Annotated in this window: 19 protein-coding genes; 8 read left to right on the forward strand and 11 right to left on the reverse strand. The window is 40.6% G+C overall.

Annotated elements, in window-relative coordinates; genetic code table 11:
• Positions 1-7: 7 nt before the first annotated feature.
• From J0656_RS04735 to J0656_RS04765, 7 genes are read left to right on the forward strand one after another with little or no spacing between them, the layout of a single operon-like run.
• A complete protein-coding gene (locus tag J0656_RS04735; RefSeq protein WP_207031908.1) occupies positions 8-1,045 on the forward strand; it encodes a GNAT family N-acetyltransferase in 1,038 nt (345 codons plus the stop codon).
• An 11-nt stretch (positions 1,046-1,056) separates the two neighbouring features.
• A complete protein-coding gene (locus J0656_RS04740; protein ID WP_207031909.1) occupies positions 1,057-2,004 on the forward strand; it encodes a GNAT family N-acetyltransferase in 948 nt (315 codons plus the stop codon).
• A 33-nt stretch (positions 2,005-2,037) separates the two neighbouring features.
• The gene (locus tag J0656_RS04745; RefSeq protein ID WP_207031910.1) at positions 2,038-3,234 is read left to right on the forward strand and encodes a GNAT family N-acetyltransferase; all 1,197 of its coding nucleotides are present in this window, start codon (positions 2,038-2,040) and stop codon (positions 3,232-3,234) included.
• The gene (locus J0656_RS04750; protein ID WP_207031911.1) at positions 3,231-4,427 is read left to right on the forward strand and encodes a GNAT family N-acetyltransferase; all 1,197 of its coding nucleotides are present in this window, start codon (positions 3,231-3,233) and stop codon (positions 4,425-4,427) included. The genes J0656_RS04745 and J0656_RS04750 overlap by 4 nt, the downstream gene beginning before the upstream one ends.
• A complete protein-coding gene (locus J0656_RS04755; RefSeq protein ID WP_207031912.1) occupies positions 4,417-5,595 on the forward strand; it encodes a GNAT family N-acetyltransferase in 1,179 nt (392 codons plus the stop codon). The genes J0656_RS04750 and J0656_RS04755 overlap by 11 nt, the downstream gene beginning before the upstream one ends.
• 22 nt (positions 5,596-5,617) lie before the next feature.
• Positions 5,618-6,592, forward strand: a complete 975-nt coding sequence (locus J0656_RS04760; RefSeq protein WP_207031913.1) for a GNAT family N-acetyltransferase — start codon at positions 5,618-5,620, stop codon at positions 6,590-6,592.
• Positions 6,593-6,594: 2 nt separating this feature from the next.
• Positions 6,595-7,773 carry a GNAT family N-acetyltransferase gene (locus J0656_RS04765; protein WP_207031915.1) on the forward strand — a complete coding sequence of 393 codons (1,179 nt, stop codon included), beginning with the start codon at positions 6,595-6,597 and terminating at the stop codon, positions 7,771-7,773.
• Between the two features lie 45 nt (positions 7,774-7,818).
• Here the strand turns inward: J0656_RS04765 and J0656_RS04770 are convergent, their stop codons facing one another.
• The 11 genes from J0656_RS04770 to J0656_RS04820 all read right to left on the reverse strand — a co-directional run bounded on the left by J0656_RS04770 (position 7,819) and on the right by J0656_RS04820 (position 21,126).
• Entirely contained in the window at positions 7,819-8,775 is a 957-nt protein-coding gene (locus tag J0656_RS04770; RefSeq protein WP_207031917.1) for a hypothetical protein, read from the reverse strand.
• A gap of 2 nt (positions 8,776-8,777) precedes the next feature.
• The gene (locus J0656_RS04775; protein WP_207031919.1) at positions 8,778-10,232 is read right to left on the reverse strand and encodes an MBOAT family O-acyltransferase; all 1,455 of its coding nucleotides are present in this window, start codon (positions 10,230-10,232) and stop codon (positions 8,778-8,780) included.
• Positions 10,233-10,263: 31 nt separating this feature from the next.
• Positions 10,264-11,433 (reverse strand): OmpA family protein, encoded by a 1,170-nt coding sequence (locus J0656_RS04780; RefSeq protein ID WP_237688847.1) that lies wholly within the window; start codon positions 11,431-11,433, stop codon positions 10,264-10,266.
• A 114-nt stretch (positions 11,434-11,547) separates the two neighbouring features.
• Positions 11,548-12,048 carry a hypothetical protein gene (locus J0656_RS04785; protein WP_207031921.1) on the reverse strand — a complete coding sequence of 167 codons (501 nt, stop codon included), beginning with the start codon at positions 12,046-12,048 and terminating at the stop codon, positions 11,548-11,550.
• Entirely contained in the window at positions 12,008-13,150 is a 1,143-nt protein-coding gene (gene bshA / locus J0656_RS04790) for an N-acetyl-alpha-D-glucosaminyl L-malate synthase BshA (protein ID WP_207031922.1), read from the reverse strand. The genes J0656_RS04785 and bshA overlap by 41 nt, the downstream gene beginning before the upstream one ends.
• A 29-nt stretch (positions 13,151-13,179) precedes the next feature.
• On the reverse strand, positions 13,180-16,092 hold the full coding sequence (locus tag J0656_RS04795; protein WP_207031923.1) for a serine hydrolase domain-containing protein: 2,913 nt from the start codon (positions 16,090-16,092) through the stop codon (positions 13,180-13,182).
• A 92-nt stretch (positions 16,093-16,184) separates the two neighbouring features.
• Positions 16,185-16,667, reverse strand: coding sequence for an ABC transporter ATPase (locus J0656_RS04800; protein WP_207031924.1), 483 nt, complete (start codon positions 16,665-16,667; stop codon positions 16,185-16,187).
• 55 nt (positions 16,668-16,722) lie between these two features.
• A complete protein-coding gene (locus J0656_RS04805) occupies positions 16,723-17,514 on the reverse strand; it encodes a (Fe-S)-binding protein (RefSeq protein WP_207031925.1) in 792 nt (263 codons plus the stop codon).
• 10 nt (positions 17,515-17,524) lie between these two features.
• Positions 17,525-18,850: a 4Fe-4S dicluster domain-containing protein gene (locus J0656_RS04810; protein WP_207031926.1), complete on the reverse strand. Its 1,326-nt coding sequence runs from the start codon at positions 18,848-18,850 to the stop codon at positions 17,525-17,527.
• Complete coding sequence (locus tag J0656_RS04815; RefSeq protein WP_207031927.1) at positions 18,851-19,843, reverse strand: MlaD family protein; 993 nt, start codon at positions 19,841-19,843, stop codon at positions 18,851-18,853.
• A gap of 65 nt (positions 19,844-19,908) precedes the next feature.
• Entirely contained in the window at positions 19,909-21,126 is a 1,218-nt protein-coding gene (locus J0656_RS04820; protein ID WP_207031928.1) for an N-acetylmuramoyl-L-alanine amidase family protein, read from the reverse strand.
• Positions 21,127-21,254: 128 nt separating this feature from the next.
• On the opposite strand from J0656_RS04820, the gene J0656_RS04825 reads away from it, so the two are divergent.
• A complete protein-coding gene (locus tag J0656_RS04825) occupies positions 21,255-23,948 on the forward strand; it encodes a putative LPS assembly protein LptD (protein WP_207031930.1) in 2,694 nt (897 codons plus the stop codon).
• Positions 23,949-23,992: the final 44 nt, after the last annotated feature.

Consider the following 23,992-nt stretch of genomic DNA (forward strand, 5'->3'; position numbering starts at 1 on the left):
AATCTGCTTGACAAGTGAAAAAAAACATATAATTCCCCCACCACCTGATGGTCCGTATACCTCGGATACCTTCACATCCATTTGGTCACAGCACTTTGCAAGAGGTTTGGACACCATGAATTGTGATAGTTTTGAAGGCATATCATTTTATAAAAAGGGAAGACTTCCCGTATATAACAATGTAGGGGCCACAAACACTAAAGGGATCCATTATTGTGTCAATCCCTCAACCATGCCCATTGCAAATGACAATAAGGTCTATCTTATTTATGATGTTCCGGATTTTGGATTCCGCAGGGAACAAATACCAAATGGACTCCGATTGATTTCTATACCACAATACGAAGGTTATATTTGTGATTTGGCCAATGAAGGGTCCGCCGAAGGATACCTCACAAGCAACCTAAGCTCACGGAGCCGGTCCAAGTTGAGGAATTACGGAAATAAGTTGAAGAAAAAGTATTCAGTGGAATACCAGATGATATGGGGCGATGTACCAGAAAAAGAATATGACGACCTTTTTGAAAAATTCCATGACCTTCTTGTACGCAGGTTCGATGAAAAACAGATAGTGAACAACAATCTGGACCCAAAAGAATGGTCGTTTTTCAAGGATGTTACCTTGCCAATGATGCGCAACAATGAAGCAGGTTTATTTGTTGGCTCTGTTCAGGGCAATCCAATAGCCATTACACTACTCAATTTTTCAAAGGACCATGCCTATGACGTCATACGGGTTTTTGACATCGATTTTTCAGAGTATAGGATAGGCAGTCTCAGTATAGTTGAACAAATAGATTGGTGCATTAAAAACAATTTTAAGGTTTTAGACTTTTCCAAAGGTCATTTTGATTATAAGGAGAGGTGGAGCAATCGTTCCTATTTCCTGAATTATCATATTTGGTACAATCCCAAGAGCTTGATAAGCTGGGGGCTTGCCCAACTATTGGCTACAAAGTTCAAACTTAAGTATTGGGCCCGTAGACAAGGAATTCATAAAGGCTTACATAAAATACGCTATAAATTGGGACACAAACCTAAGTGAAAAGTTGAGCAATGACTGGCCTTCCCAAGCACTATACCGACCATTGCCTGTTTCAGTTATATCTGAACAAAACCCTGCATGCCGTACACCAAGGGAATGTTCGGAACCTGCTTGTGAACCGCTATTTATCGTTTGCCCCTTCAATCTATCAAGAACAAGGGAGGCATTTTTATATGATCAAGGATATACCTGACTATCTTGATTTTCAGAAACATGTTCCCATGGATTGGGGTATCATCGGTGTGCCACAATATAATGGACATTTGGTCAACTTGTTTCCTTTCCAGAACCTTTCGGAGTATTTGAACAACCAACTCAGTAAACGCAATATCAAAAATCTTAGGAGTAAAAAAAAGAAATTAGAATCCTTGGGGGGGATTGAATACAAGGTATTGTCCGGTGATTTGGCAGAATCAGAATATGAAAAAATATTCGACCATTTTAAAGAACTATTGTCCAAAAGGTTTGATCAAAAAGGAATCCTGAACAGGGACCTTTCCCAATGGCAGCAATTGTATGGTTTTACACTACCCAAGTTACGTGCTGACGAGGCCAAATTGTTTGTTATATATAAGGATGAACTGCCCCTATGCATTGCCTTGAACTACATTGTGGACCATGTAATGTTCAGTCATATCCAAACCTACGACATTGATTATGCAACATACAATTTGGGAGATATCCATATGCAGTTCCAGCTGGAATGGTGTTTCTCCAATAATATCTACATCTATGACGTTTCCAAGGGTACGAACCCTTACAAGGAAAAATGGTGCAATCATCGTTATCGTTTGTTCCACGAAATCGTATATTCCAAAAAATCCGTGGCGGGCATCATAAGGGCCAAGTCAAAAAAAATAGAACTGAACATCTTGCAATGGTTCAGAAATATGGGGGTTTTGGGAAATCTAATACAAGTGGACAAATGGTTATATGCCATAAATAAATGGCGCAAATAGGTTATTTTCAATGACAGGTGAGGGTCACTAATTATGCCGAGAATTCTTAACATACTATCCAATCACATCGATTTTCATGAACTCGTCCTTCTTGAAAAAAAGACGGACAAATTGTATCGTTCAATAAGAAATTCATTTACCGGTAACTTCGCATATCAAAAAGCCTTGCCCCTAAAAACCCTTTCCAATAATGGACAAAGGCCCATGGTACTGACCAGTGTTCCAAGTTATATAAATACCGAACTGGACCTAGGGTCAGATATTGTCATCAAAAAGGTAAAGACATTCCCTGGTTCCTTGATAAAACTATCGGCCTATGAAAGTTACGAGGAGTACTTAAAAAAGAACTTTGCTCAAAAGGGACGGTCTCATTTTATCAAAAGTCAAAATCTCTTGGATGAATGTTTTACCGTTCGCTACAAAATCTATTACGGCTCCATTGAAGAAGAAGAATACCAGATAATCTTCAATGCTTTTGAGCAAATGCAGGCCAAGCGATTTGAAGAAAGGGGCATGCGGTACCATACCGATCCAATGCTGTCGGAATACCGAGCAAAAACCTTGGGACTTGTTCGTAGTAAAGAAGCTTGCATTTCGGTCATCTATAATGGGGATAGACCCATCGCCATAAGTCTGAACTATATACTGGGAAAAATTGTTCATGGATTCACCAAAACCTTTGATTCGGCCTATTCCAAATTTAGTCTAGGCAATATTGAACTTCTCAATGTCATAAAGTGGTGCTTTGATGAAGGGTTTGAAGTGTTCGATTTTATGAAAGGAGAGTATAGCTACAAAAGTAGGTTTGCAGATACCTCCTACCCTTTTTTGATAGAAACCATCTACTCCAAAAAAGAAGCTTTATCAAGGGTTTGGGGTCATTCCGTTTTCTTTGGATTGAAACTTTTCTATTTTGTCTATCACGCTACAAAATCCATTAGATCGATCAATACCCAAAAATCAACGGACAGCTCCAAGAATAACATCAAGGTTCAGAAAACACTTTTGGACAGCACCACCGTAGGGATTGATGAAAAGAGAGTTCATTTCAATGAAATACAAAGCCAATATATCCAAAGAGCAATTTGTGATTATTGCTATCGAAGGCGGGAACAGATGGATTCCTTGAAGTTTTATAAAAAAAGGGACCAAATAAAAATGATCTCCCAAAAAGAAGTTTTGATATTTCAGGTCAATGGCCCAATGGATACAAAAGAAAACAGACAATGAAGAACGTTTCCTTTTTAGCAGAGCTGCTCGAAAAAGACACTATTGCAGAGCATGTAACATCTATCTCGCTGAAGGACGACCCTAGCAGGGTCTATCTGAATACCGACGATGAGCCGGAATCCAGTGGAGAAAATGTCCTCTATACCGATGTGCCGGGATACTTGAACGTTTCTTTTGCTCAAAACGGTCAAAAAAAATTGGAAAAATCAGTGGCTACTTTTGAGGGTTCTTATATTGATTTAAAGAAATACAATAACCTTGACCATTTCTTAAAAAGTAAATTGAGCCCCAAAAGAGTGTCGAGGTTAAAAGCCTACAAAAGAACATTGGAAAAGGTGTTCCCGATAGACTATCAATATTATTATGGTGAGATACAGGATCGCACTTATGAAAAATTGATGAACAACTTGAAACGGATGATCACCACCCGTTTCAATGAAAAACAAATGCACCATATGGCGCTCACGGAATGGGACCAATTCAAGGAACTCGGAAAAGGGCTTATTCGAGAAAAAAAAGCATCCTTGATCGTTATTTATCATGGTGATGAGCCTATACATATTTCCTTCAACTATATCTGGAAACGATTGGTTTTTGGCTATGTCAGGGGCTTCAATATTGATTACTCCAAGTTTTACCTGGGGTATATCGATATCATGATCCAACTACAATGGTGTTTTGAGATGGGTTTCGAAATCTATGACCTTTTGCGTGAAAATATGGAGTACAAACTTCGTTTTGCGGATCATACCTATCTCTATGCCTGCCATATAGTGGTTGCCAAACCAAGATCTTTTTCTATGGTAAGCCCCTTGATAACTTGGCTCTCGCTCTCCCTAAAATTTGACATGTATTATCCCTTCATGTCAAGATTAAGAGCCATTTACCACCGAATTCCATTCTTGCCCAAAAGAAAGGAAAAAAGAATTCAGCCCTTATACCTATTGGAAAAGCTGGACAAGGAACAATGGGCAAAAATGGACAAGGAAAAATTCTCCCGAATTCAAATAGCTTCTTTGAAACAGCCCTATGGTAAAAGAGCCGTATATCACTTTTTGTACCTTTCCAAAGAGCAGCTGGAGCATCTCAAACTTTACATCAGTTTGGATGATGAACGTACAATTATTTTGGAATGCCCCAACAGTTTAGGAAAAATCATTTTCAAAAATAGAGCGGAAAAGCATGGGAAATAAACCATCCAACAAGATCATCTTTTTAAGATCACTATTGGCGGAAGAAAAATTTCCTGATGTCATTGAACGTGTGTTGGATTCCAGAAACGGCCTTCCTCTCTATGAAAAACCTTCAGCCAAACCACTATTGATAGAAAATAGGTCCTTTGTCCTTCAAGATGTGCCCGGTTACGTAGATTTGATATTGGATCAACATCAGAAAAAGTTTTCAACCCATACCATTATTACTCAACATACGCATGTAATCGAGCTTGAGCGATATTTGGATGGGAACCAATACATGGAGCAACATTTTGGTCCAAAAACCCGGTCTTCACTTAGAAGGTATAAAAAACGCTTGGAGGAATGTTTTGATATCCGATATGAAGTATTTCAAGGCAGCATCGACAAGAAATGGTACAATGAAATCTTTGAGCAACTTAGAACACTTATGATTCGAAGGTTCAAAGAAAAGAACGAAGAGAACTATGAACTGCCGCATCTTGACCAAATCAAGGCTGATCTGTACCCGATGCTATTGCAAAATCGGGCAACATTATTCGTCATATATGCAAATGGAGAACCGGTAAGCATTCGTATCAACATGATGAAGGATAAACTGGCCTTTTACATACTCAGTGCGTACAATCCGGATTATGATGTTTTTCGATTGGGAAAGTTGGATATGTGGCAGAACATTTCTTGGTTCATAAATCAAGGCTATACCACATACGACTTGCTAAAAGGATATGCCTACATCAAAGAAAAATGGGCTGACAGAACGTATGCCAACAACCTGGTTTTTGTAAATGAAGCTTCAAATTTATGGGACCGGCTAAAGTTCTTCGTTAGACTAACGAGTGTACGATTTAGGCATACCATGGTAAAAAAATTAAAATATATGGGGTTGGACAAAATCATACACCGAATAAAAAGGAGAAAGGTAAATCATCTTGACAAAGCCAACTACGTGGTTTTGCCTTTTAAAGAAACGGAAGCTATCAAAACAATCCATAAAAATGCCCTGATAAACCTTAAAGAAAACAAATCACTGATTGCACCGATTATTGAACTTGCATATAAGCACCGTTCCCGTTTCGACCAGATACAAGTGTTCCTAAAAAACGGAAAATCCAAGGAATACTATATCCATATCAAGGACCGTTACTATGTACTAACGTTATGTTGATTCCTTCCAAAACCACAGACCAATGAGAGCAAGGTTTCTTCTTGATATACTTTTGGGGCCTTCCCATATCGAAACACCGGTTCTTACGGTCAAGGTCGATGAAAATGGCTCATATCAGGTTTCATTGGCCGAAAACCAAGATAAGCATGGGGCTTACACCTTAATCGATGTACCCGACTATCAACCCGTAAGGTTTTTGGAATCCCTAGAATCCCGGAACAGATTTACTTCCCCCCTATACCAAGGCTATCTTATTCAATTAAACAGATACAATAATTTCGAGGATTATTTCAGGTCGCGTTTTAATGCAAAAGGGGCCAGAAATCTGAAGAGGCAAGGTAAAAAGCTTTTCAAGGAAATTCCTGCCCGCATGGTCACTTACTATGGAAAAACCGAAAGAGGAACGTTGGACATGCTGTTTGAAAGCTTGGGAGAGTTCCTTGAAAAACGGTTTGAGCAAAAGGAGGTATCCAATTATGAAATACCCTTGTTGCCCCTGTACAAAAAAATGTTCCGAAAATTGCTTCCAGAAAAAAAGGCCGTGATATTTTCCTTGTTCGATGCGGATGATCCAATAGCTTTGGGCATCGGTTTTGTTTATGGAGACACCCTTTATCTTTTCAATATCGCTTATGATGTTGACTACTCCCAATATGGGCCGGGAAACCAAATTATGATGGGGGCCGTGGCTTGGTGCTTTGATAAAGGAATCACCCGTGTGGATATGGGCCGGGGCGACTTTTTACACAAAAGAAAATGGGTAAATACTTCGTACACTTATACACAAATAGACTTGTACGACCCTAAAAATGTTGGAAGCAGATTGCAGGCATTACTTTCTTGGACCTTGAACACCTCTCGTTTTTATGGAATCCGATTCCTAAAAAAACTCCAAGTGCACCAATTGGCCAAAAGATGGTTTATCTGGAAATACAGGACCAAACAATTCCTGAGCAATAAAAACGACCATTACACAAAAAATATATCGGAGTCCTGACCATGAGCAAAGTAAAACACATAAATATCTTTCAATCCCTTTACGAACGGGGGAGTTTGCCCATGGAATTTGCCCATTCAAAAATAATGGACATTTCTTTGCAGTTTGATGCATATTCATGGGCAAAACAGGAAAAATATGCTTTTTCGTGTCGTTTAATTCCGTCCTATTTTATCATTGATCAAGCGAAATCTTCATACAATATCAAGACCGTCGACCAACATAATTGGGGGTACTCCATTGATCTCTCCAATTGCTCCTCCATTGATGACTACCTATCTTCCCAGTTCAAGTCGAAACCAAGGAGTATCATTCGACGCTATGTCAACAGATTGGAAGCCTGTTTTCCCATATCATACAAACTGTACCATGGAGAACTTGAAAAGGAGGTTTATTATGACGTTTTTGATGCTCTACGAGATATGATCAAGAAACGGTTCCAAGAACGCGAGGAGACCCATAAAGAAATGTGGAGATGGGAGGCGCTAAAACAAAACACCTATCAACAAATCTTAAACAAACAGGCCTCGTTGTTTGTTATTTATGATGGAACCAAACCCATAGAGATATCCTTGAACTATCATTTGGGCCCGGTTCTTTTCAGTTCGGTATCCTCATACGACCTTGACTATGGCAAATTTGGCCTAGGACATGTAGAAATCTATAAACAGTTGGAATGGTGCCTATCCAATGGATATAGATTATTTGAAATGGGTGTCGGTGGAATGGATTACAAAAGAAAATGGAGCAACCATATCTACCAGTTTTCTCATTGGATAATCACCCCAAAACGAAGTTTGCTCCTAGGGTTGGTAGGAAAGATTGAACTCTGGAAGGTTCGTTTAAAAGAATATCTAAAATCAAAAAAAGTGAATGAGTTCAGGGACAAGCTCATGGAAAGCTTTAATTTTGGTAAGGCAAAAAAAATAGTTTTGGATGAAGTTGATTTTTCAACTGAAGCGGTCAATGGTCATACCAACCTTCAAATGCTAACGCTGTTAACTCCCAAGGAGGTGGAACAGATAGAAGGGCTTAGAAAAGCTATTAACGATTATCTCTATACCAATACACTGGCCTATTGGGAAATCAAGGTGTATAAACCAAAAAATGAGACAGACACCTATGTAGTCCAACATGGGAATTCCAAAAAGTCTTTCTTTATTTTCAAAAACCAAGGTTAGCCAAATAAAAAAAATACCTATCAAAAAAGACAAATAAAAATCAGGTTATGGTTCGCCCAAAACTTTATGTAAATCCGATTCGATTATTTCTGCAATAATAGACCTCCCATAATTGTTCCAGTGTTTGTCATAAACCAGGGTTGTTTTTCTATGTGAATTATTGATTTCAGTACCAAAATCAATGTGCTGGAAACCATTATTGTCTAAATAGTCCAAAAATAGTTTTGAAGTAGTCGACTCGTCCATTAATAAAACTGTCTTGTTCTTATCGTAGCCATAAAGAGACACCAAACTCTTGAAATTTTCCAAATAGATCTCATCCTTATTAATATTAGAAATGGTTTTATCTGGTTTATCCTCTCGGTTTTGAATTATATCCTTCTTCTCCCTTACCCAAGTTCTGACCGAACTTAAGACTCCTATTTCGGAAAAATAAACCAATAATTTACTTTTCTTGAAAATCTTGTTTAAAGGAGATTCTAATTTAAGCCTTTCATTCTGCACATTGTATTCGCCCCGATTTAAATCGTTGGAAAATTTCATCTTGATATAAATACGATCAATCATTCTAAAATCCTCTTTGTATGCGTCTATCAAATGTAACTGATCGGCCATATCATATCCAGAGTAGCCATATTCGAATACCTTAATCCTATCTTTAAATTTCTGTTCCACCTTTCTCCCTATAGACATTTTATATGGTTGGTGGAACCCTTCAATAAATGAATCCCCAACTAAAGCGACTTCAAATCCATCTTTGGTGGGTTCAAATTCTTGATAGGAATTGAAACCTGAACTGTTTATGTTATATCTTATAAAATTTTGGTTTCTGTTGCCTGTAATGGAATAACCTACTTGGCCTGGAATCCACTTTTCAACCTTTTTATCATCCACGAAACGTGATGGTTTATCTTCTCCTAGATAAAATATTCTGACCAATACCTCTAGAGAGATTACAATAAGAAATGAATAAACGCCTAATTTGAGTATTAATTTTTTCATGGTTAAAACTGGAAATAAATGAACGATCTATCAAAACCACTGTCATAGAACAATAGCATGGTAAAAATCACCAAGGTATACGCCAAAAAACGAACAGCCTTGGACTTGAACTGGAACGGGTTCCGTTCATCCCTTCGAATCCGATACTCATAAAGCACAAATACGGCCAAAAGGATAAAGTAGTCCAACATACGATACCCATTGGGATGCTCATAGGGAGCATAACTAAAATCACTGAATATCCTCCCAATAAAATTAAAGGAATCTGTCAAGGATTCGGATCTAAAAAAGATACGGGAAAAGGTGACGATTCCAAAAGTAAGTACCAATTGGCCCAATTCTGTCAAAGAAGGAAAAAGGGAGTTATCCCCTACTACATTATCCTTGTAAATGGTATTCCTTCCCATCAAAAAAACCGGGATGTAAGCCAAGGCATGGAAACCTCCCCAAAATATAAAGGTCCAATTGGCCCCGTGCCAAAATCCGCTCACCAAAAATATGATACAGATATTTCGTATTGCCCTTCCCTGACTCACGCGCGACCCTCCCAACGGGATATAAACATAGTGCCTAAACCAAGTGGATAGCGATATGTGCCACCTTTGCCAATACTCGGCCACATTTCTTGAAAAGTTAGGGAACTTGAAATTGGACATCAATTCCACGCCGAACAATTTGGCCGTACCAATGGCTATATCGGAATATCCGCTAAAATCCCCGTAGACCTGAAAACTGAACAGTGTTACACCCAGAATCAATGTGGAGGCCGGGTATGTTTCATGGTTCAAGAAAATATCGTCCACAATAGGTGCTATACCATCCGCTATCACCAACTTTTTAAAAAGTCCCCAAAGAATGAGTTTGAGCCCGCTTACTATTTGATCGTAGTTAAACGTTCTTTTATTCGTAATTTGATGTAATAAATTGGAAGCCCGCTCGATGGGACCGGCCACCAACTGCGGAAAAAACGCTACAAAGGTTGCGAAGGACAGAAAATCGTGGCAAGGCTTTATTCTTTTGTAATAAATATCCATGGAGTAGGACATCGTTTGGAAGGTATAGAAGGAAATCCCCACTGGCAATATAATCTTGAGTGTCCAAGTACTTTTGATGGAATATCCCATAACCTCAAATAGATCTATAAAGGAATCCACAAAAAAGTTATAGTACTTAAAGAAACCGAGCAAGGATAAGTTGAAAATAACGCTTATCCATAACCATATTTTTTGTCTTTGCTTATCATTTTCACTTTTGTGAATCATTATACCCACAAAATAGTCTACCATGGTGCTGGCAACAATTAAAAACAAAAACCTCCAATCCCATAATCCATAGAAGAAATAGCTACCCGCCAAAACAAGGAAATTCTGGAATTTTAAACTCTTATTGAGGACAAACCAATAAAGTGCAAACATTATTGGCAAAAAGATGAAATACTCGAGTGAGTTGAATAACATGGCTAATGTTTATTTATGGTTTTTCTTTTCTTTAAAATTCAATGATCAAAAACTCGGACCTCCTATTTTTTGAATGCTTTTCCTCGGTACAATAAACCCCATCAGCACACTCGTTGGCCAATTGTGTTTCCCCAAAGGCCTCATATACAATCCTGTCCTTTGAGATTCCTTTGGACACCACATAATCGACTGTTCTTTGCGCCCTACGCTCGGATAGCCATTGATTATATTTTTCCGTACCCCTGGAGTCCGTATGGGCGGTAACTTTAATGTTCAAATTAGGTTCTTCTTCCATAATATTGACCAATTTGTCCAACAGCTCCTTATCCTCTGTGGTCAAATATGATGAATTGAATTTGAAATATACGTTCCCCAATTGGTGCAATCTTGTCTGTAACGCATTTCTCTCGGCCTCTTTTGCTTCCTTCTTCGCCTTTTCGGCAGCTGCCAGTTCGGCCGCTTCTTTTTCTTTTTGCAATTGCTCTGCAAGCAAACGAGCTTTTTCATCAGCTCTTGCAATGGAATCTTGTACTCGCTTTTGCTCCTTTTCCATTTCCTGTAAAAGCGCCAGTTTTTCTTGACCTTTTCGGGAAAGCGCTTTCTCCACTTTGAACCTGTAAGCAACAGCAATGGCATGTTGGATATGGTTGGTAACATTTTCCGTATTCATGGCCCATTTTCCCGTAGTATTAAAATCCAATCCCCAATGATCCGAAAACCAAGTTTTAAAACCGAGCACGCCATTATAGGTTCCCCTACCCTGATTATTCGCGTCGGTATATCCTGCACCGATACCAATATAGGGATCAAAAAAACCGGTATGTCCCAATATTTTGTTCAGGTCATAGCTTACCCTAAAGTCAAAGCCCCAATAATCTATATCCTCCGTTAAGGTGAGTTCGTCAACAACCTTACCTTCTCTGTATCGGTTATGAGATCCGATAGCCTCCAACCCAACACCATTCTTGAAATAACGCCCTATACTAACCCTCGATGGATAAGGAGCAATATTCCAACCAGAGCGGACATCAAAAAGTTCACGGAATTCGTCTCCGGAGTCATCAACGGCATTGGTTCCAAGCGAAACCATCCAATAACTCTGAACAATACTGTCCTTTTTTGTGAGTTCCATATCTTGAGCAACTCCAAGAGTAAAACAAGCCAATGCCATCACTATAATGGTAGGACGTAGAATATGCATTCTTAGTGATTTGAGGTTTATGCTTTCAAAGCTATGCCAAGCGTTCCAATCTGGGAACTTTGCCCTTTCAAGTGCGTTATTTATCGATAAGAAGTAGGAATAATTTTGAAAAGACTATTCCTCAATCTTTTGGAATACCACGGTTTTATCGACCAATGGCATTTTGTAGAGATAAAATGGGAAGTATATGGGTTGTATAGACATTTCTTCTTTGGAAACGTTATGCACCTCTATGGCTATCAACATTTCTTGGTCCGTTTCCTTTAATTTGGATAAAACCGTTGTTTTTTCCCCGTGCTGTTCACCTAAACAAACCAAAATCAACATTTCCTTGGAAAAGTCGACCACCGGCACCGGCAATCCAGGTTTACGTGTTTTGTTGATTTGCTTATAAAATTTGCCCAATGTTTTCGTATCCCTGATTACACGGGTTTCAAAAGAATCAATATTGGTAAAGTTTTGATGCTCGATCAATGTCAAACCATCAATCTGCTCGCCAACGGTGGAGCTTTCAGGCTTTTGAGCCTTGCAGGAAAGTAAGCAAATCGACGCTATGAGGAGAAAGTATTTGATATTAAAATGTGTTTTTAAAACGTGATTTAAATGCCTTTTCATAAAGGTCTTCATATAAGGGAAGAATGTGTACAATGTCGAATTTAGAAGCTACATTGAAAGCGTTTTCCTTGAACCTTTCGAGGGTTTCATCGTCCTTCAAAATCTCAATGGCCTTTGTTGCCATGGTCTCTACATCGCCAACATCCGCCAGATAACCAGATACACCATCGATATTAACTTCTGGTATACCTCCCGTATTGCTGGAAACTATCGCTACCTTATTGATCATGGCTTCCAATGCCGCCAAACCAAAACTTTCAGTTTCCGAGGGCAACAGAAACAAATCGGAAAAGCAAAGAATACGGTCAATCTCATTGCTGTTACCTAAAAACAGGACCTTATCCTTAATTCCCAATGAATCACACAAATCTTCTGCTTTTTCCTTTTCCGGGCCTTCACCCACCATGATAAGTTTAGCTGGCATTTCCTTTTGGATGCGATGGAATATTTTGATGACGTCCGGAATACGCTTTACCTTTCTAAAATTACTTATGTGTGTTATGATGCGTTCATTTTCCTTCGCCATCATACTACGTTGGCAATCGGTGTAGGTCTTTTTGTACTTTGTTGTTTCTATAAAATTAGGAATCACCTCGATTTCCTTCTCTAAATCAAAAAGTTTTAAAGTCTCACTTTTAAGGGCTTCGGAAACAGAGGTCACCACATCGGATTTGTTTATACTGAACGTTACCGCTGGTTTGTAAAAAGGGTGCTTGCCCACCAAGGTAATGTCCGTTCCATGGAGCGTTGTGATCATAGGGATAAAAATCCCATATTCCTGAAGCATTTTTTTTGCCATATATCCAGCATAGGCATGTGGAATGGCATAGTGCACGTGCAACAGTTCAATATCATATAGTTTAATGGTGTCCACCAACTTACTTGACAGGGCCAGCTCATAGGGTTGGTAATGGAACAACGGATATTCCGGCACATGCACCTCATGAAAATGGATATTGTTTCCCAAAAGTTCCAATCGAACAGGCTGACGGTACGTGATAAAGTGTACTTCGTGCCCCCGTTCTGCAAGGGCAATACCCAATTCCGTGGCAACAACGCCACTACCGCCAAAGGTCGGGTAACATACAATCGCTATTTTCATAAGAACAAATCTACGGCAATATTTTATACCTAATTAATAATGGAATCATAAATGGCCTGCTGTATACGGGTCCTCAGCCCCGATTTTATCAGCAAGGTGTTTGTTGCGGACGGATAGGTCCTGTTGGACAAAAACACATAAACGATTTCCTCATCAGGGTCTGCCCAAGTATAGGTGCCTGTAAAACCACTGTGTCCAAAACTCTTTTGGGAGACACATCCACAAGTTGGGCCACTTTCATTCAACTGTGGCTTATCAAAACCGACACCTCTCCGTACGTTCTTATTACAGAAATAGCAAGTATTGAAACGTTTTACCGTTCGTGCATTAAAAAACTGTTCCCCACCATAATAACCTCCCTGTAAATACATCTGCATAATTTTGGCTACCTCATTGGCTGTACTAAAAAGACCTGCATGGCCTCCTACTCCGCCCTGCATGGCCGCACCCATATCATGGACATAGCCCTGCACAGTTTGATATCTGTAATAGTCGTCCTCTTCCGAAGGAACTATCTCTTCCTTGGAAAATTTTTTTAAAGGGTTAAACGTTGTTCGCTGTAAACCCATGGGCCTGTACAGAAATTCATTGACCAATTCATCAATGGGCCTACCGTAGGTTTTTTCTATATATTCCTTAAAAACATAGTAGCCCACATCACTATATCTATATCGATTGGATTTGAGGCTTTGTCTTCCAATTCTATTGTAAATGGAATCTTTGTATGATCTGGTCAAATATAAATGTTCGGCCACTTTATAGGGAAATGCCTCGGATGGATTAGGACTATAAAATTCTGATGATGGTTTCCTGTCCTTGTCCAAAGTGTCCAAATAAAAAGCTATCCAGGAAGGTAGGCGCCCATAATGCGACAGTGCCTTGAGCACTGAAACATCTTTGAGCTCGGTATCCGCATACGCTGGGATTAGGTCTTTAAATGTATCGTTCAAAGCTATTTTTCCTTCCTCTTCCATTTTCATGATCATGGGCAAAGTAGAAAGTATCTTTGTCAGTGAAGCTAGGTCGTAAATGGATTCTTCAGATATTCCTTCTTCAGAATCATAAGTAGGGTGACCAAAATTCTTATTGTAAATAACCTTTCCTTTTCTGGCAATCAATACCTGTGCACCTGGAAACATTAAGGAGTCCAATCCCTGCTGTACCAATGTGTCCACCTCGGCCAATAATTCCGAACTCATACCGACCCTTTCCGGTATACTGTAGCCCAAACGTTGAATGGGTTCCACAGCAACTCCTGTTCCTACGGGGAACTCATCATGGGCCGAGACTGGAAGTTTTCCCGTGGCTCCTATAGCACCAAATATCACCTCTGCCACCTTTTCTTGAGCTATCTTACTGTTCTGATACCCTACCACTACGCCATCCATGGTATCAAAGTTGAGAACGTCCAACAAAGCATAGGGTCTTGCAAAAAGGGCCAAGATGGTATTACTGGTTCGCAAGCGGGAGATTTCCTCCATCCAAAAAAGTTCGTTCTTGGAAAATTTATATCCTTTCCAAGGACTTGAATTGTCTTTATGAAAACCGATAATGACCAAGTTGTAATTGGCGAGGTCTTTTTTATATTGTGCAATATCCTTGGCTTTGATGTGGGTTACCTTATAGTATTTGTTAAGTGATTCATGGAAAGTGCTCCCGGAATCATCGCCAAAATGTACGTATGCAATTTTCTTGTTGTCCAATTTTTTGATGGGCATCAAGGAAAAGTTGTTTTTCGCTACCGTTATGGCCGCTTCAATGGCCTGTTCATAGATTACATCGTTCTCAACTCCGTTTAAATCCTCGTACAAATTCTCCAAGTTCACGGGTTGATAATTATACAGACCAGCTTTGTATTTGGCCATTAATATCTTTTTGACGGATTCTGCCAGTCTTTCCTCTGTAATCAATCCCTCACCATATGCCTGGATGAAAGTTTCTTTTGCCTTGAGCACATTCTCGGGCATCAATAGCAAATCGTTACCTGCCAAAAAAGCTTCCAGTTCCACTTTGCCCACTGGAGCAAATTCGGATACCGCCTTCATATTCAAAGCATCGGTGATAACCAAACCTTCAAAACCTAACCGGTTCTTTAAAACTCCGGTAACGATACTTTTGGACAGGGTCGAGGGATGCCCTTCCCTACTCTCCAAGCTGGGAACATCCAAATGTGCTACCATGGTAGAGCTAAGTCCAGCCTCCATTGTTTTTTTGAAGGGATAAAGTTCTATGGAATCCAACCGTTCCACGGAAGAGGTGATGATAGGTAAGGATTTATGGGAATCCGTGGCGGTATCTCCATGACCTGGAAAGTGCTTGCCACTTGAAAGCACGCCGGCCTTTTCCATTCCCCGGACAAAAGCACGTCCTTTTTGGGCCACATTTTTAGGGTCTTCCCCAAAAGAGCGATTTCCGATAATAGGGTTCTGTGGGTTGTTGTTCACATCCAAGTCCGGAGCAAAATTAATGTGTACGCCCAAACGCTTGGCATGTTTTCCAATCTGATAACCTACCTTTTCTACAATGGTACTATCCCGAATGGCTCCCAAGGTCATGTTCCACGGAAATGCATAAGTAGAGTCCAAACGCATGGCCAGTCCCCACTCTGCATCGGAACCGATTAGCAACGGTACTTTGGAAACGGATTGATATTCGTTGGCCAATTTAGCTTGTTGTAGCGGTCCGCCCACCAAAAAGATGACGCCTCCTATACCTTGTTCCTCAACAAGGTCCTTGACCTTATCGGTCGCAGCTTTGCTTTGATTCGATGCAACGCTTACCATGAACAACTGTCCTACTTTTTCCTGCAGGGACATGTTCGCGTATTGATTTTCGACCCATGCCATTTGAGCCACCGAGTCTTTGACAATCAAGGGATTTGACTGTCCAAAGGTTTGAATACATATGAGTAGGAAAAAGGGGAATTGGAGTATTATCCGCATAAATATCTTGTCTTGAACCTCAACTTAATGCCAATAAAAATATTGCATTTCGTCGAGGAAAGTATGGAAATTAAGATAAATTAAGGGTTTTGCTATACAAATCTGGAGTGCCAACTTTCGCTGGCCGGGACTTCCCAGTTTTCCAAGTATTCCTGTTTGGTAGCCACCAAGTTATTGAATACGATGGTACTTGGGGAAACTGATTTCGCCTTGGCCAGTTTCTTAAAATCGATCAATGGCTTATAGGCTATAAACTCCCCTTGTTTAAAAGAAACGTTCATTCTATCCAGTAGCTCCACATTATATTTTTGCTCCAAACTTTGGATAAAGTGCACAGAGGCGTCAATGGAACATCCCGAAGCACTGACATTGGTCTGGTCCAATCCAATGACGATAAACCGTTTGTATTTTATCTCAAAACCTGCATGCAGGTCACTTCCATGGGCCGTCCATTCCTTTAAAAAAGCGGTCAGGCTTTCCTCCAGTTCTTCCTGTTCTTCCTCCGTAAAGCTCCTGTTGGCTTGGTATATCCAAACTCTGGAGTGGTCTGGCAATTCATTAAAATCTGCTAGCATATTTTTTTTTCAATAAGGTCTCGACTATGCTCGACCTGAAATTTAAACCTTCATTTTACAATCCTTGGGAATTCGCCAATACTTCGGCTACATCCAAAACCGTGACGCTGTCCTCCTTCTCATGTGCCTTGATACCATCCGTCATCATAGTGTTACAATAAGGACATCCAGTGGCTATAATATCGGGGTTGGTCTCCAAAGCGCCTTTTGTACGCAGCACGTTGACGTCCATATCTCCCTTTTCGGGCTCTTTGAACATTTGTGCACCACCAGCCCCACAGCACAGTGCCGTTTTTTTATGGCGCTTCATTTCCACCAATTCTGCATTGGTTTTGGCTAGAAGTTCCCTTGGAGCATCAAAAACGGAATTGGCCCTGCCCAAATAACATGGATCATGAAAAGTGATTCGTTTTCCTTTGTATCCGTCCCCAGTTAGGGTCAACCTACCCTTATCGATAAGTTCTTTTAGGTATTGCGTATGGTGCAGAACATCATAGTTCCCTCCCAAACTTGGATACTCATTTTTTAACGTATTGAAAGAATGTGGGTCACAGGTTACAATTCTCTTAATTTCATAGCCATTCAACAACTCTATGTTCATCATGGCCTGCATCTGGAACAAAAATTCATTTCCTGCCCGTTTTGCCACATCCCCTGTTGAACTTTCCTCTGTTCCCAAGACCGCAAAATCAACATTGGCCTTGTTCAGCAACTTTACAAAAGCTCTTGATATCTTCTTGGCACGATCATCAAAACTACCGGCAGAACCCACCCAGAACAATATCTCTGGCTGTTTTCCTTCTGCCATAAACTCCTGCATGGTCTTGACCTTCAATTGTTCGCTCATAGATTTAGATTTATTCGTTTACCCAGTTTAGACGGTCCATTTGGTTGTACGGCCAAGGGGCTCCGTTGTTTTCGATATTGGACATCATATTGTTCAATTCGGTAGGCGCCGCGGACTGCTCCATCACTAAGTACCTACGCATTTCCACGATAATGGATAATGGGTCGATGCTTACGGGACAGGCTTGCACACACGCATTGCACGTAGTACATGCCCAAAGTTCCTCGGGTGTAATATAATCGTTCAATAATTGTTTGCCATCGGAAACAAACTCTCCTTTATTGGCGTCCATGATTTTGCCCACTTCCTCCAATCGGTCACGGGTGTCCATCATTATTTTTCGAGGCGATAGTTTTTTACCTGTTTGGTTCGCCGGACATTCTGATGTACATCGCCCACACTCGGTACAGGTATACGCATTGAGCAATTGCACCCAATTCAGGTCCATGACATCGGATGCCCCAAATTTCTCAGGCTCGGCGGCATCTTCTTCGGCTGGAGCCGCATAAGGGTCTGCATCAGGGTCCATCATCAATTTGACCTCCTTGGTGACCGATTCCAGATTATTGAACTGCCCCTGTGGCTTTACCTTACCGTAATAGGTATTGGGGAACGCCAACAGAATGTGTAAATGTTTGGAGTAATAGAGGTAGTTCAAAAAGGCCAAAATTCCTAAAATGTGTAACCACCATGCTGTTCTTTCGATCCATATTACTGATGATTCCGAAAGGCCATCAAACAATGGAACAATAAATTGGCTTACTGGAAATGCTCCTGCTTCGTGATAATGCTCGGCACCCAGTTGCTGCAACTGAAAATCGGCCGCATTCATGGTAAGGAACAATACCATCAGTACAAACTCAATATACAGGATCATATTTCCATCGGTCTTGGGCCACCCTTTCATTTCGGGTTTTATGAACCGTTGAATCCTAATAATGTTTCTTCGTATCCAAAAAACCACTACGGCCACGATGACCAGCAGCGCCAATATTTCAAAAGAGCCTATCAAAAAATCATAAATAGAACCTAATGGTGAAAACAACCTGTGCGTTCCCAAAAGCCCATCGAGGATGATTTCCAATACCTCGATATTTATGATGATAAAGCCCACATAAACAATAACGTGCATAATGCCCGCTACAGGTCTTACCACCATTTTCGTCTGGCCCAAGGCTATCCTTGCCATGTTCTTCCAGCGTTGCGATTTGTTGTCGCTTACATCAACATCTTTTCCCAGCTTAATGTTCCGGGTCAACTTTTTTACATTACGTGCAAAAAAGCCAATGCCCGCTATCAGGGCCAAGGCAAATATGATATTGGGCAAATATTCCATCTACTGGTTATTTTCTTTTTGTTCGGTAGGATTTTCCTCTTGTTCGGCAGGGTCATCCTCTGGAAGTGTGTACTCTTTTTGCTTTTTACCGAATACCGAAACGTTCACGTATCGTTTTGGGTTTAACCTAAAGTCCTGAAGCAACAGATCGAGTTCCCGGGATGCTTCGGCCAAGTTATTGTAAAGGGCATCATCCTTGTGCAATTTTCCTAAAGAACCTTCGCCCTGCTCTATCTTGGCCAGAATACTGTTCAACTTACCAACCGTGCCTTGGAACTGCTCCAGAGTTCCGCCCAAATCGGCATTGACCAAGGAATCGGAGAGTTTTGAAAAGTTTGAGGTAATATGGCTCACATTTTTTAAAGAGCTGTCCAGTTGCATTTTGTTATTTTCCAATAAAACATTCAAATTGTCCGCACTTGTCTTAAACGATTTTACCAACTGGTTCAAAGAGGCTATGGTTTGCTGAAGTTGCTTTTTGGTAGGGTCGTCCAATATCTGGTTTACGTTCATCAAAAGTGAATCTGCATTGGAAACCGCTCCTTCTACCTTCATTTGCAACGGCGTGAGTTTCTGCTGTACTAATTCGGTAAGCCCCGGTTTTATTTTGGATTGTAGCGTATCTCCCGATTTTGCCGGAGGCGCATTATCCAATACTGGTACAATTTGCACTCCCTTACCCCCAATAATACCTGTATCGAACAATTCTGCTATACTATTACTAGAGAACTCAAATTCGTTGGTAACGGTCAAGGTTACCAATAGTTTTCCAGACCCGTCCCTGAACCTGATATCTGTGACATTACCGACATTAAAGCCGTTGATCGTCACCTTTGTTCCCGGTTGCAAACCTCCTACATCATCATAAACGGCGTAAAAAGTCTTACTTTTTTCAAAAAGAGCGGAGGATTTTAAGTAGCTAAGTCCAAAGATCAAGGCCACTATTCCAGCGACTACAATGATCCCAGTTTTTATTTCCCTGGATAGTTTCAAAAGATTCGGTTTATGTTTTAAACAAAATTAGGAATAATTTTCACAAGAGGGTATTTGAAGGATTGCTACTTCAATGCGTCCGTTATCGGAACCCTTACCCCATTTTTGTATGCAACAATATACGATGTGGTATAACCCTTTGCATCCGCATCATTTTTCAACCGCTTCGCCGCTTCATAATTGTTGGCATTGCCATACATATATCTATACATGTTCTTATATGGCTCTTTGGACAATTGATCCAGCCCGTTAAAATTATCCGGTCTTAAAGGTATCGTTTTTCCACTTGCCATTAGCTGTACTTTAAAAACTACTCCTGTATCCTTGGATTCCACAACAGTTTCTTTTTCTGATTCGGATGAAGCGACGGTATTTGTTTCTTGTTTTACCGGTTCCTTTTCAACTGCTGTTTCTTTGATTGTTTGTTTAAGCGTTTCTTCTTTGACATTATCAACAACTTCGACATCTTCAATCTTTTCATCAGGAACGGAAATTGAAGTAGTAAGTCCCATTTCTTCTTTATACGCCAAAACCGCTTTGGCAATGGCATTTCCCATTTCTTCCTGTCCTTTTTTTGAATTAAGGTAGCTTCCTTCATTCTTGTTGGTCAAAAATCCAGCCTCGACCAAAACACTTGGCATAAAGGTCTGGTGCAGTACAATGAATCCCGCTTGCTTGACTTTTCGGTCCTTACGCTTTAACTGTTTTGTAAAATTGTCCTGAAGCTTTTTGCCCAATTGTATGCTCTGGTCCAAAAACTCTTCCTGCATAATGGTAAGACCAATTACCGATTCAGGGGAATTAATGTCATACTCGGCATACCGCTGTTCGTAATTATCCTCCAAATAGATTACAGAGTTCTCTTTCTTGGCCACCTCAAAGTTTTGACGGTTGGCATGCAATCCCAACACATAGGTCTCGGTACCATAAGCATCGGAACTATGGGCATTGCAATGTACGGATACAAATAAATCCGCATTGGCCTTGTTGGCAATCTCCCCGCGCTCGAACAAATCTACAAATGTATCGTCATCACGTGTATAGACGACCTTAATGTCTTGATGCTTCTCCAGCTGTTTTCCTACATTGAGTACAATGGCCAAGGCAATTTTTTTCTCCAAATAACCGTTTCCAATGTTTCCGGGGTCATGTCCACCATGCCCTGCATCCAAAACAACAACAAATTTATCCTTCGATTGAACCTCGGTATCATTTTTGTTGAATGAGGTCAAAGGAAGGGCCAGAAGTATAACAACTAAAAATGCCAACCGACTTTTATTCATAAGATTTGAGTAATTATAGTGTCCAGTAATGGTTAAAAATATTGTAATCCCCAATTAGTAGAACAAAAAATATATGTAAGTTTGATCCCTGAACTGGGCCAACTAGCACAAAAATAGGATTTATCACGTTGCAACCAAATAAACATCTTTTACTTTTCCTATTTGTTCTTCTTTGTGGCATCGCTACCTTAAGTGCTCAGGAAGATCCAATTAAACCCTTGCCCATCAAGGCCATCAAGGACACAATTTATGCTCCTTTGCTTCCTCCGAACATCCTTAGCGGTTCCAGCGAAACTGATTCTGTTGAAACAGATACCGTGCCAAAAAAGCAACCTTTGCTATTGGATAAAATAAAATATAAGGCTAAGGATTATGTAAAGTTAAGTCAAAAGGACAATAAAATTTACCTGTACGACGAAGCGGAAATCTATTACCAGGACACCGAACTCAAAGCTGGTGTAATTGTAATGGATTATGTCAAAAATGAGGTATATGCTGGCCGTATGAAGGATTCGTTGGGGAATTACTCCCAATTGCCTTTTTTTAAGCAGGGAAGCCAAGAGGTACGGCCCGATTCGATACGGTTCAATTTTGATACGCAAAAAGCATTGATCTGGAATTCGAGGACGGAACAAGAAGCAGGTCTTGGACAATTGGGAAGTGATGCGATGAAAGTATATGCCGAAAAGACCAAAAAAGAGAACGATTCCGTCTATTTCTTGAACGAAGGTAAGTTGACCACCTCCAACGATACTGTTAACCCGGACTATTACATTAGGGTGCGAAAGGCAAAGTTTGTCCCCAAAAAGAAAATTATCGCAGGGTACAGTAACATGTACATCATGGATGTGCCCACGCCTATAGCGCTTCCCTTTGCCTATTTCCCTTTGACCACCGGAAGGGTGGCCGGTATCCTCTTCCCTACCTTCGGTAACGACCCAAGAAGAGGGTATTTTATACAAAATGGTGGGTATTACCTGCCCATAAGCGACTACGTTGATCTTAGTATTACGGGTGATTATTATACCAATGGCAGTTATGGGTTACAGGGTAGGTCCATTTACTCCAAAAGATATAAGTTCAATGGAAACGTAAATATAAGCTACGAGAACCTGGTGACCAGCCAAAGGGGATTTGATGATTACAGTCGAACGAGCAATTATAATATTCGGATTTCCCACTCTCAAGACCCAAAGGCCAGTCCAAATTCCCGATTTTCGGCTTCCGTTAACTTAGGTTCCAGTCAATATTATTCGAACTCCCTGAACCAATTTAACCGGAACAATTCACAAACGAACACCTTTGCATCCTCCATAAGCTACTCCAAAACATTTCCAGAATACCCGTCCGTAAATACCAGCCTTACGTTGAGCCACACACAGAACAACCGTTCGGAAGAAAGGACGATAAACATGTCATTGCCGACCTTTCAGGCAAGCATGGAGCGTATCTATCCATTTGTAAAAAGGGATGCGGTGAAAAAAGGTGTTTTTGAGAACATCAATTTTCAGTATGATGTGAATGCGCAGAACAGCATCACCACTACGGAGGAAAACTTTTTTAAAAGTGGAATGTTCGATGATGCCCGTATCGGGGCCCGCCATAGAATACCAGTTGCTACCAACTTTAAACTGGCAAAGTACCTTAGTGTGAGCTTGAACGGTAACTACGAGGACGTATGGACCATGGAAACCATAAGACGCCGGTATGATGCCGAAATAGAGGAGGTAGTGACGGACACCATTTCCGGATTCGATAGGTTCAACAGGTACAGTTTTGGTACCAGTATCGGAACAACGGTCTATGGGACATGGAACCGTGGGGAGGATAAAAAAATACAGGCCCTGCGCCACGTAATGCGTCCCTCTATAAGCTACAGCTACACACCTTCCTTTGAGCAATTTTACGATAGCTATATTGATGAAGATGGCGATCAAGTGGAATACACCCCCTACGAAACCAGTTTATATGGGAGGCCTTCATTGAACAAAGGGAGCTCCTTGAGTTTTTCCCTTCAAAACTCCTTGGAAGCCAAGGTGAGGGACAAAGATTCAACGGCAACAGAGCCAAAAAAGGTCAAGATTCTTAGCAACCTGAGTTTCAATGCCAGTTATAACCTTGAAGCAGATTCATTAAAGCTCAGTCCAATAAATATGAGCGGTGCAACGGAAATCATAAAAAATGTGCCCATCAACTTTGCTGCTACGTTCGACCCCTACGCCATCGACAACAGCGGTAGGCGGATAAATACCCTTAACATCAACAATGGAGGCGGTATCGCCCGTTTAACCTCGGCCCGAGTCAACACCAGTTTCTCCCTGAACAGTGAAATGTTCCAGAAGGGAGGGGCCAAAGACAAAAGCGATGAAGAGGTGCAATCCAACTTTAGTGACAACCCTTTTGCCATGGATGATGTTCGAGGGGAACAGTCGCGTTTTAACAGAGGAAGGACTAATGAGAAGGACAGTAATAAGGGCGAAGAGCAACAATTGTACAACAACAAATTGCCATGGGATGCAAGGTTCACCTACGTTGCCTCTTACAACAATAGTAACAGGCAAAGTGAGATAACCAACCACTCCCTGATGTTTTCGGGCAACATTCAGCTAACGCCCAAATGGGAAGTAGGGTTCAACTCCGGTTATGATTTAAAGAACAAGGGCTTTGCCGATACCCGCTTTGCATTTAAACGCGACCTTGGTAGTTTTAGGCTCAGTTTTGACTGGACACCTTTTGGAAGATACGAGCGCTGGTACTTCTTTATTGGGATAAAGAGTTCCATTTTAAGCGATATTAAATGGGAAAATAGAAGCCAGCGTTAATGCATTCTATTTTATCTTTACCCTAGATTCAATAAAAATATTCT

It is taken from the genome of Flagellimonas aurea (genome assembly GCF_017313785.1).
Lineage (GTDB): Bacteria > Bacteroidota > Bacteroidia > Flavobacteriales > Flavobacteriaceae > Flagellimonas > Flagellimonas aurea.

Coding starts and splice junctions, on each gene's coding strand:
- J0656_RS04795 (WP_207031923.1), bottom strand. CDS start 16,092: ATGCGGATAATACTCCAATTCCCCTTTTTCCTACTCATATGTATTCAA.
- J0656_RS04745 (WP_207031910.1), top strand. CDS start 2,038: ATGCCGAGAATTCTTAACATACTATCCAATCACATCGATTTTCATGAA.
- J0656_RS04780 (WP_237688847.1), bottom strand. CDS start 11,433: ATGCATATTCTACGTCCTACCATTATAGTGATGGCATTGGCTTGTTTT.
- J0656_RS04805 (WP_207031925.1), bottom strand. CDS start 17,514: ATGAGCGAACAATTGAAGGTCAAGACCATGCAGGAGTTTATGGCAGAA.
- J0656_RS04755 (WP_207031912.1), top strand. CDS start 4,417: ATGGGAAATAAACCATCCAACAAGATCATCTTTTTAAGATCACTATTG.
- J0656_RS04750 (WP_207031911.1), top strand. CDS start 3,231: ATGAAGAACGTTTCCTTTTTAGCAGAGCTGCTCGAAAAAGACACTATT.
- J0656_RS04800 (WP_207031924.1), bottom strand. CDS start 16,667: ATGCTAGCAGATTTTAATGAATTGCCAGACCACTCCAGAGTTTGGATA.
- J0656_RS04820 (WP_207031928.1), bottom strand. CDS start 21,126: ATGAATAAAAGTCGGTTGGCATTTTTAGTTGTTATACTTCTGGCCCTT.
- J0656_RS04740 (WP_207031909.1), top strand. CDS start 1,057: ATGACTGGCCTTCCCAAGCACTATACCGACCATTGCCTGTTTCAGTTA.
- J0656_RS04760 (WP_207031913.1), top strand. CDS start 5,618: ATGAGAGCAAGGTTTCTTCTTGATATACTTTTGGGGCCTTCCCATATC.
- J0656_RS04775 (WP_207031919.1), bottom strand. CDS start 10,232: ATGTTATTCAACTCACTCGAGTATTTCATCTTTTTGCCAATAATGTTT.
- J0656_RS04785 (WP_207031921.1), bottom strand. CDS start 12,048: ATGAAAAGGCATTTAAATCACGTTTTAAAAACACATTTTAATATCAAA.
- bshA (WP_207031922.1), bottom strand. CDS start 13,150: ATGAAAATAGCGATTGTATGTTACCCGACCTTTGGCGGTAGTGGCGTT.
- J0656_RS04765 (WP_207031915.1), top strand. CDS start 6,595: ATGAGCAAAGTAAAACACATAAATATCTTTCAATCCCTTTACGAACGG.
- J0656_RS04770 (WP_207031917.1), bottom strand. CDS start 8,775: ATGAAAAAATTAATACTCAAATTAGGCGTTTATTCATTTCTTATTGTA.
- J0656_RS04810 (WP_207031926.1), bottom strand. CDS start 18,850: ATGGAATATTTGCCCAATATCATATTTGCCTTGGCCCTGATAGCGGGC.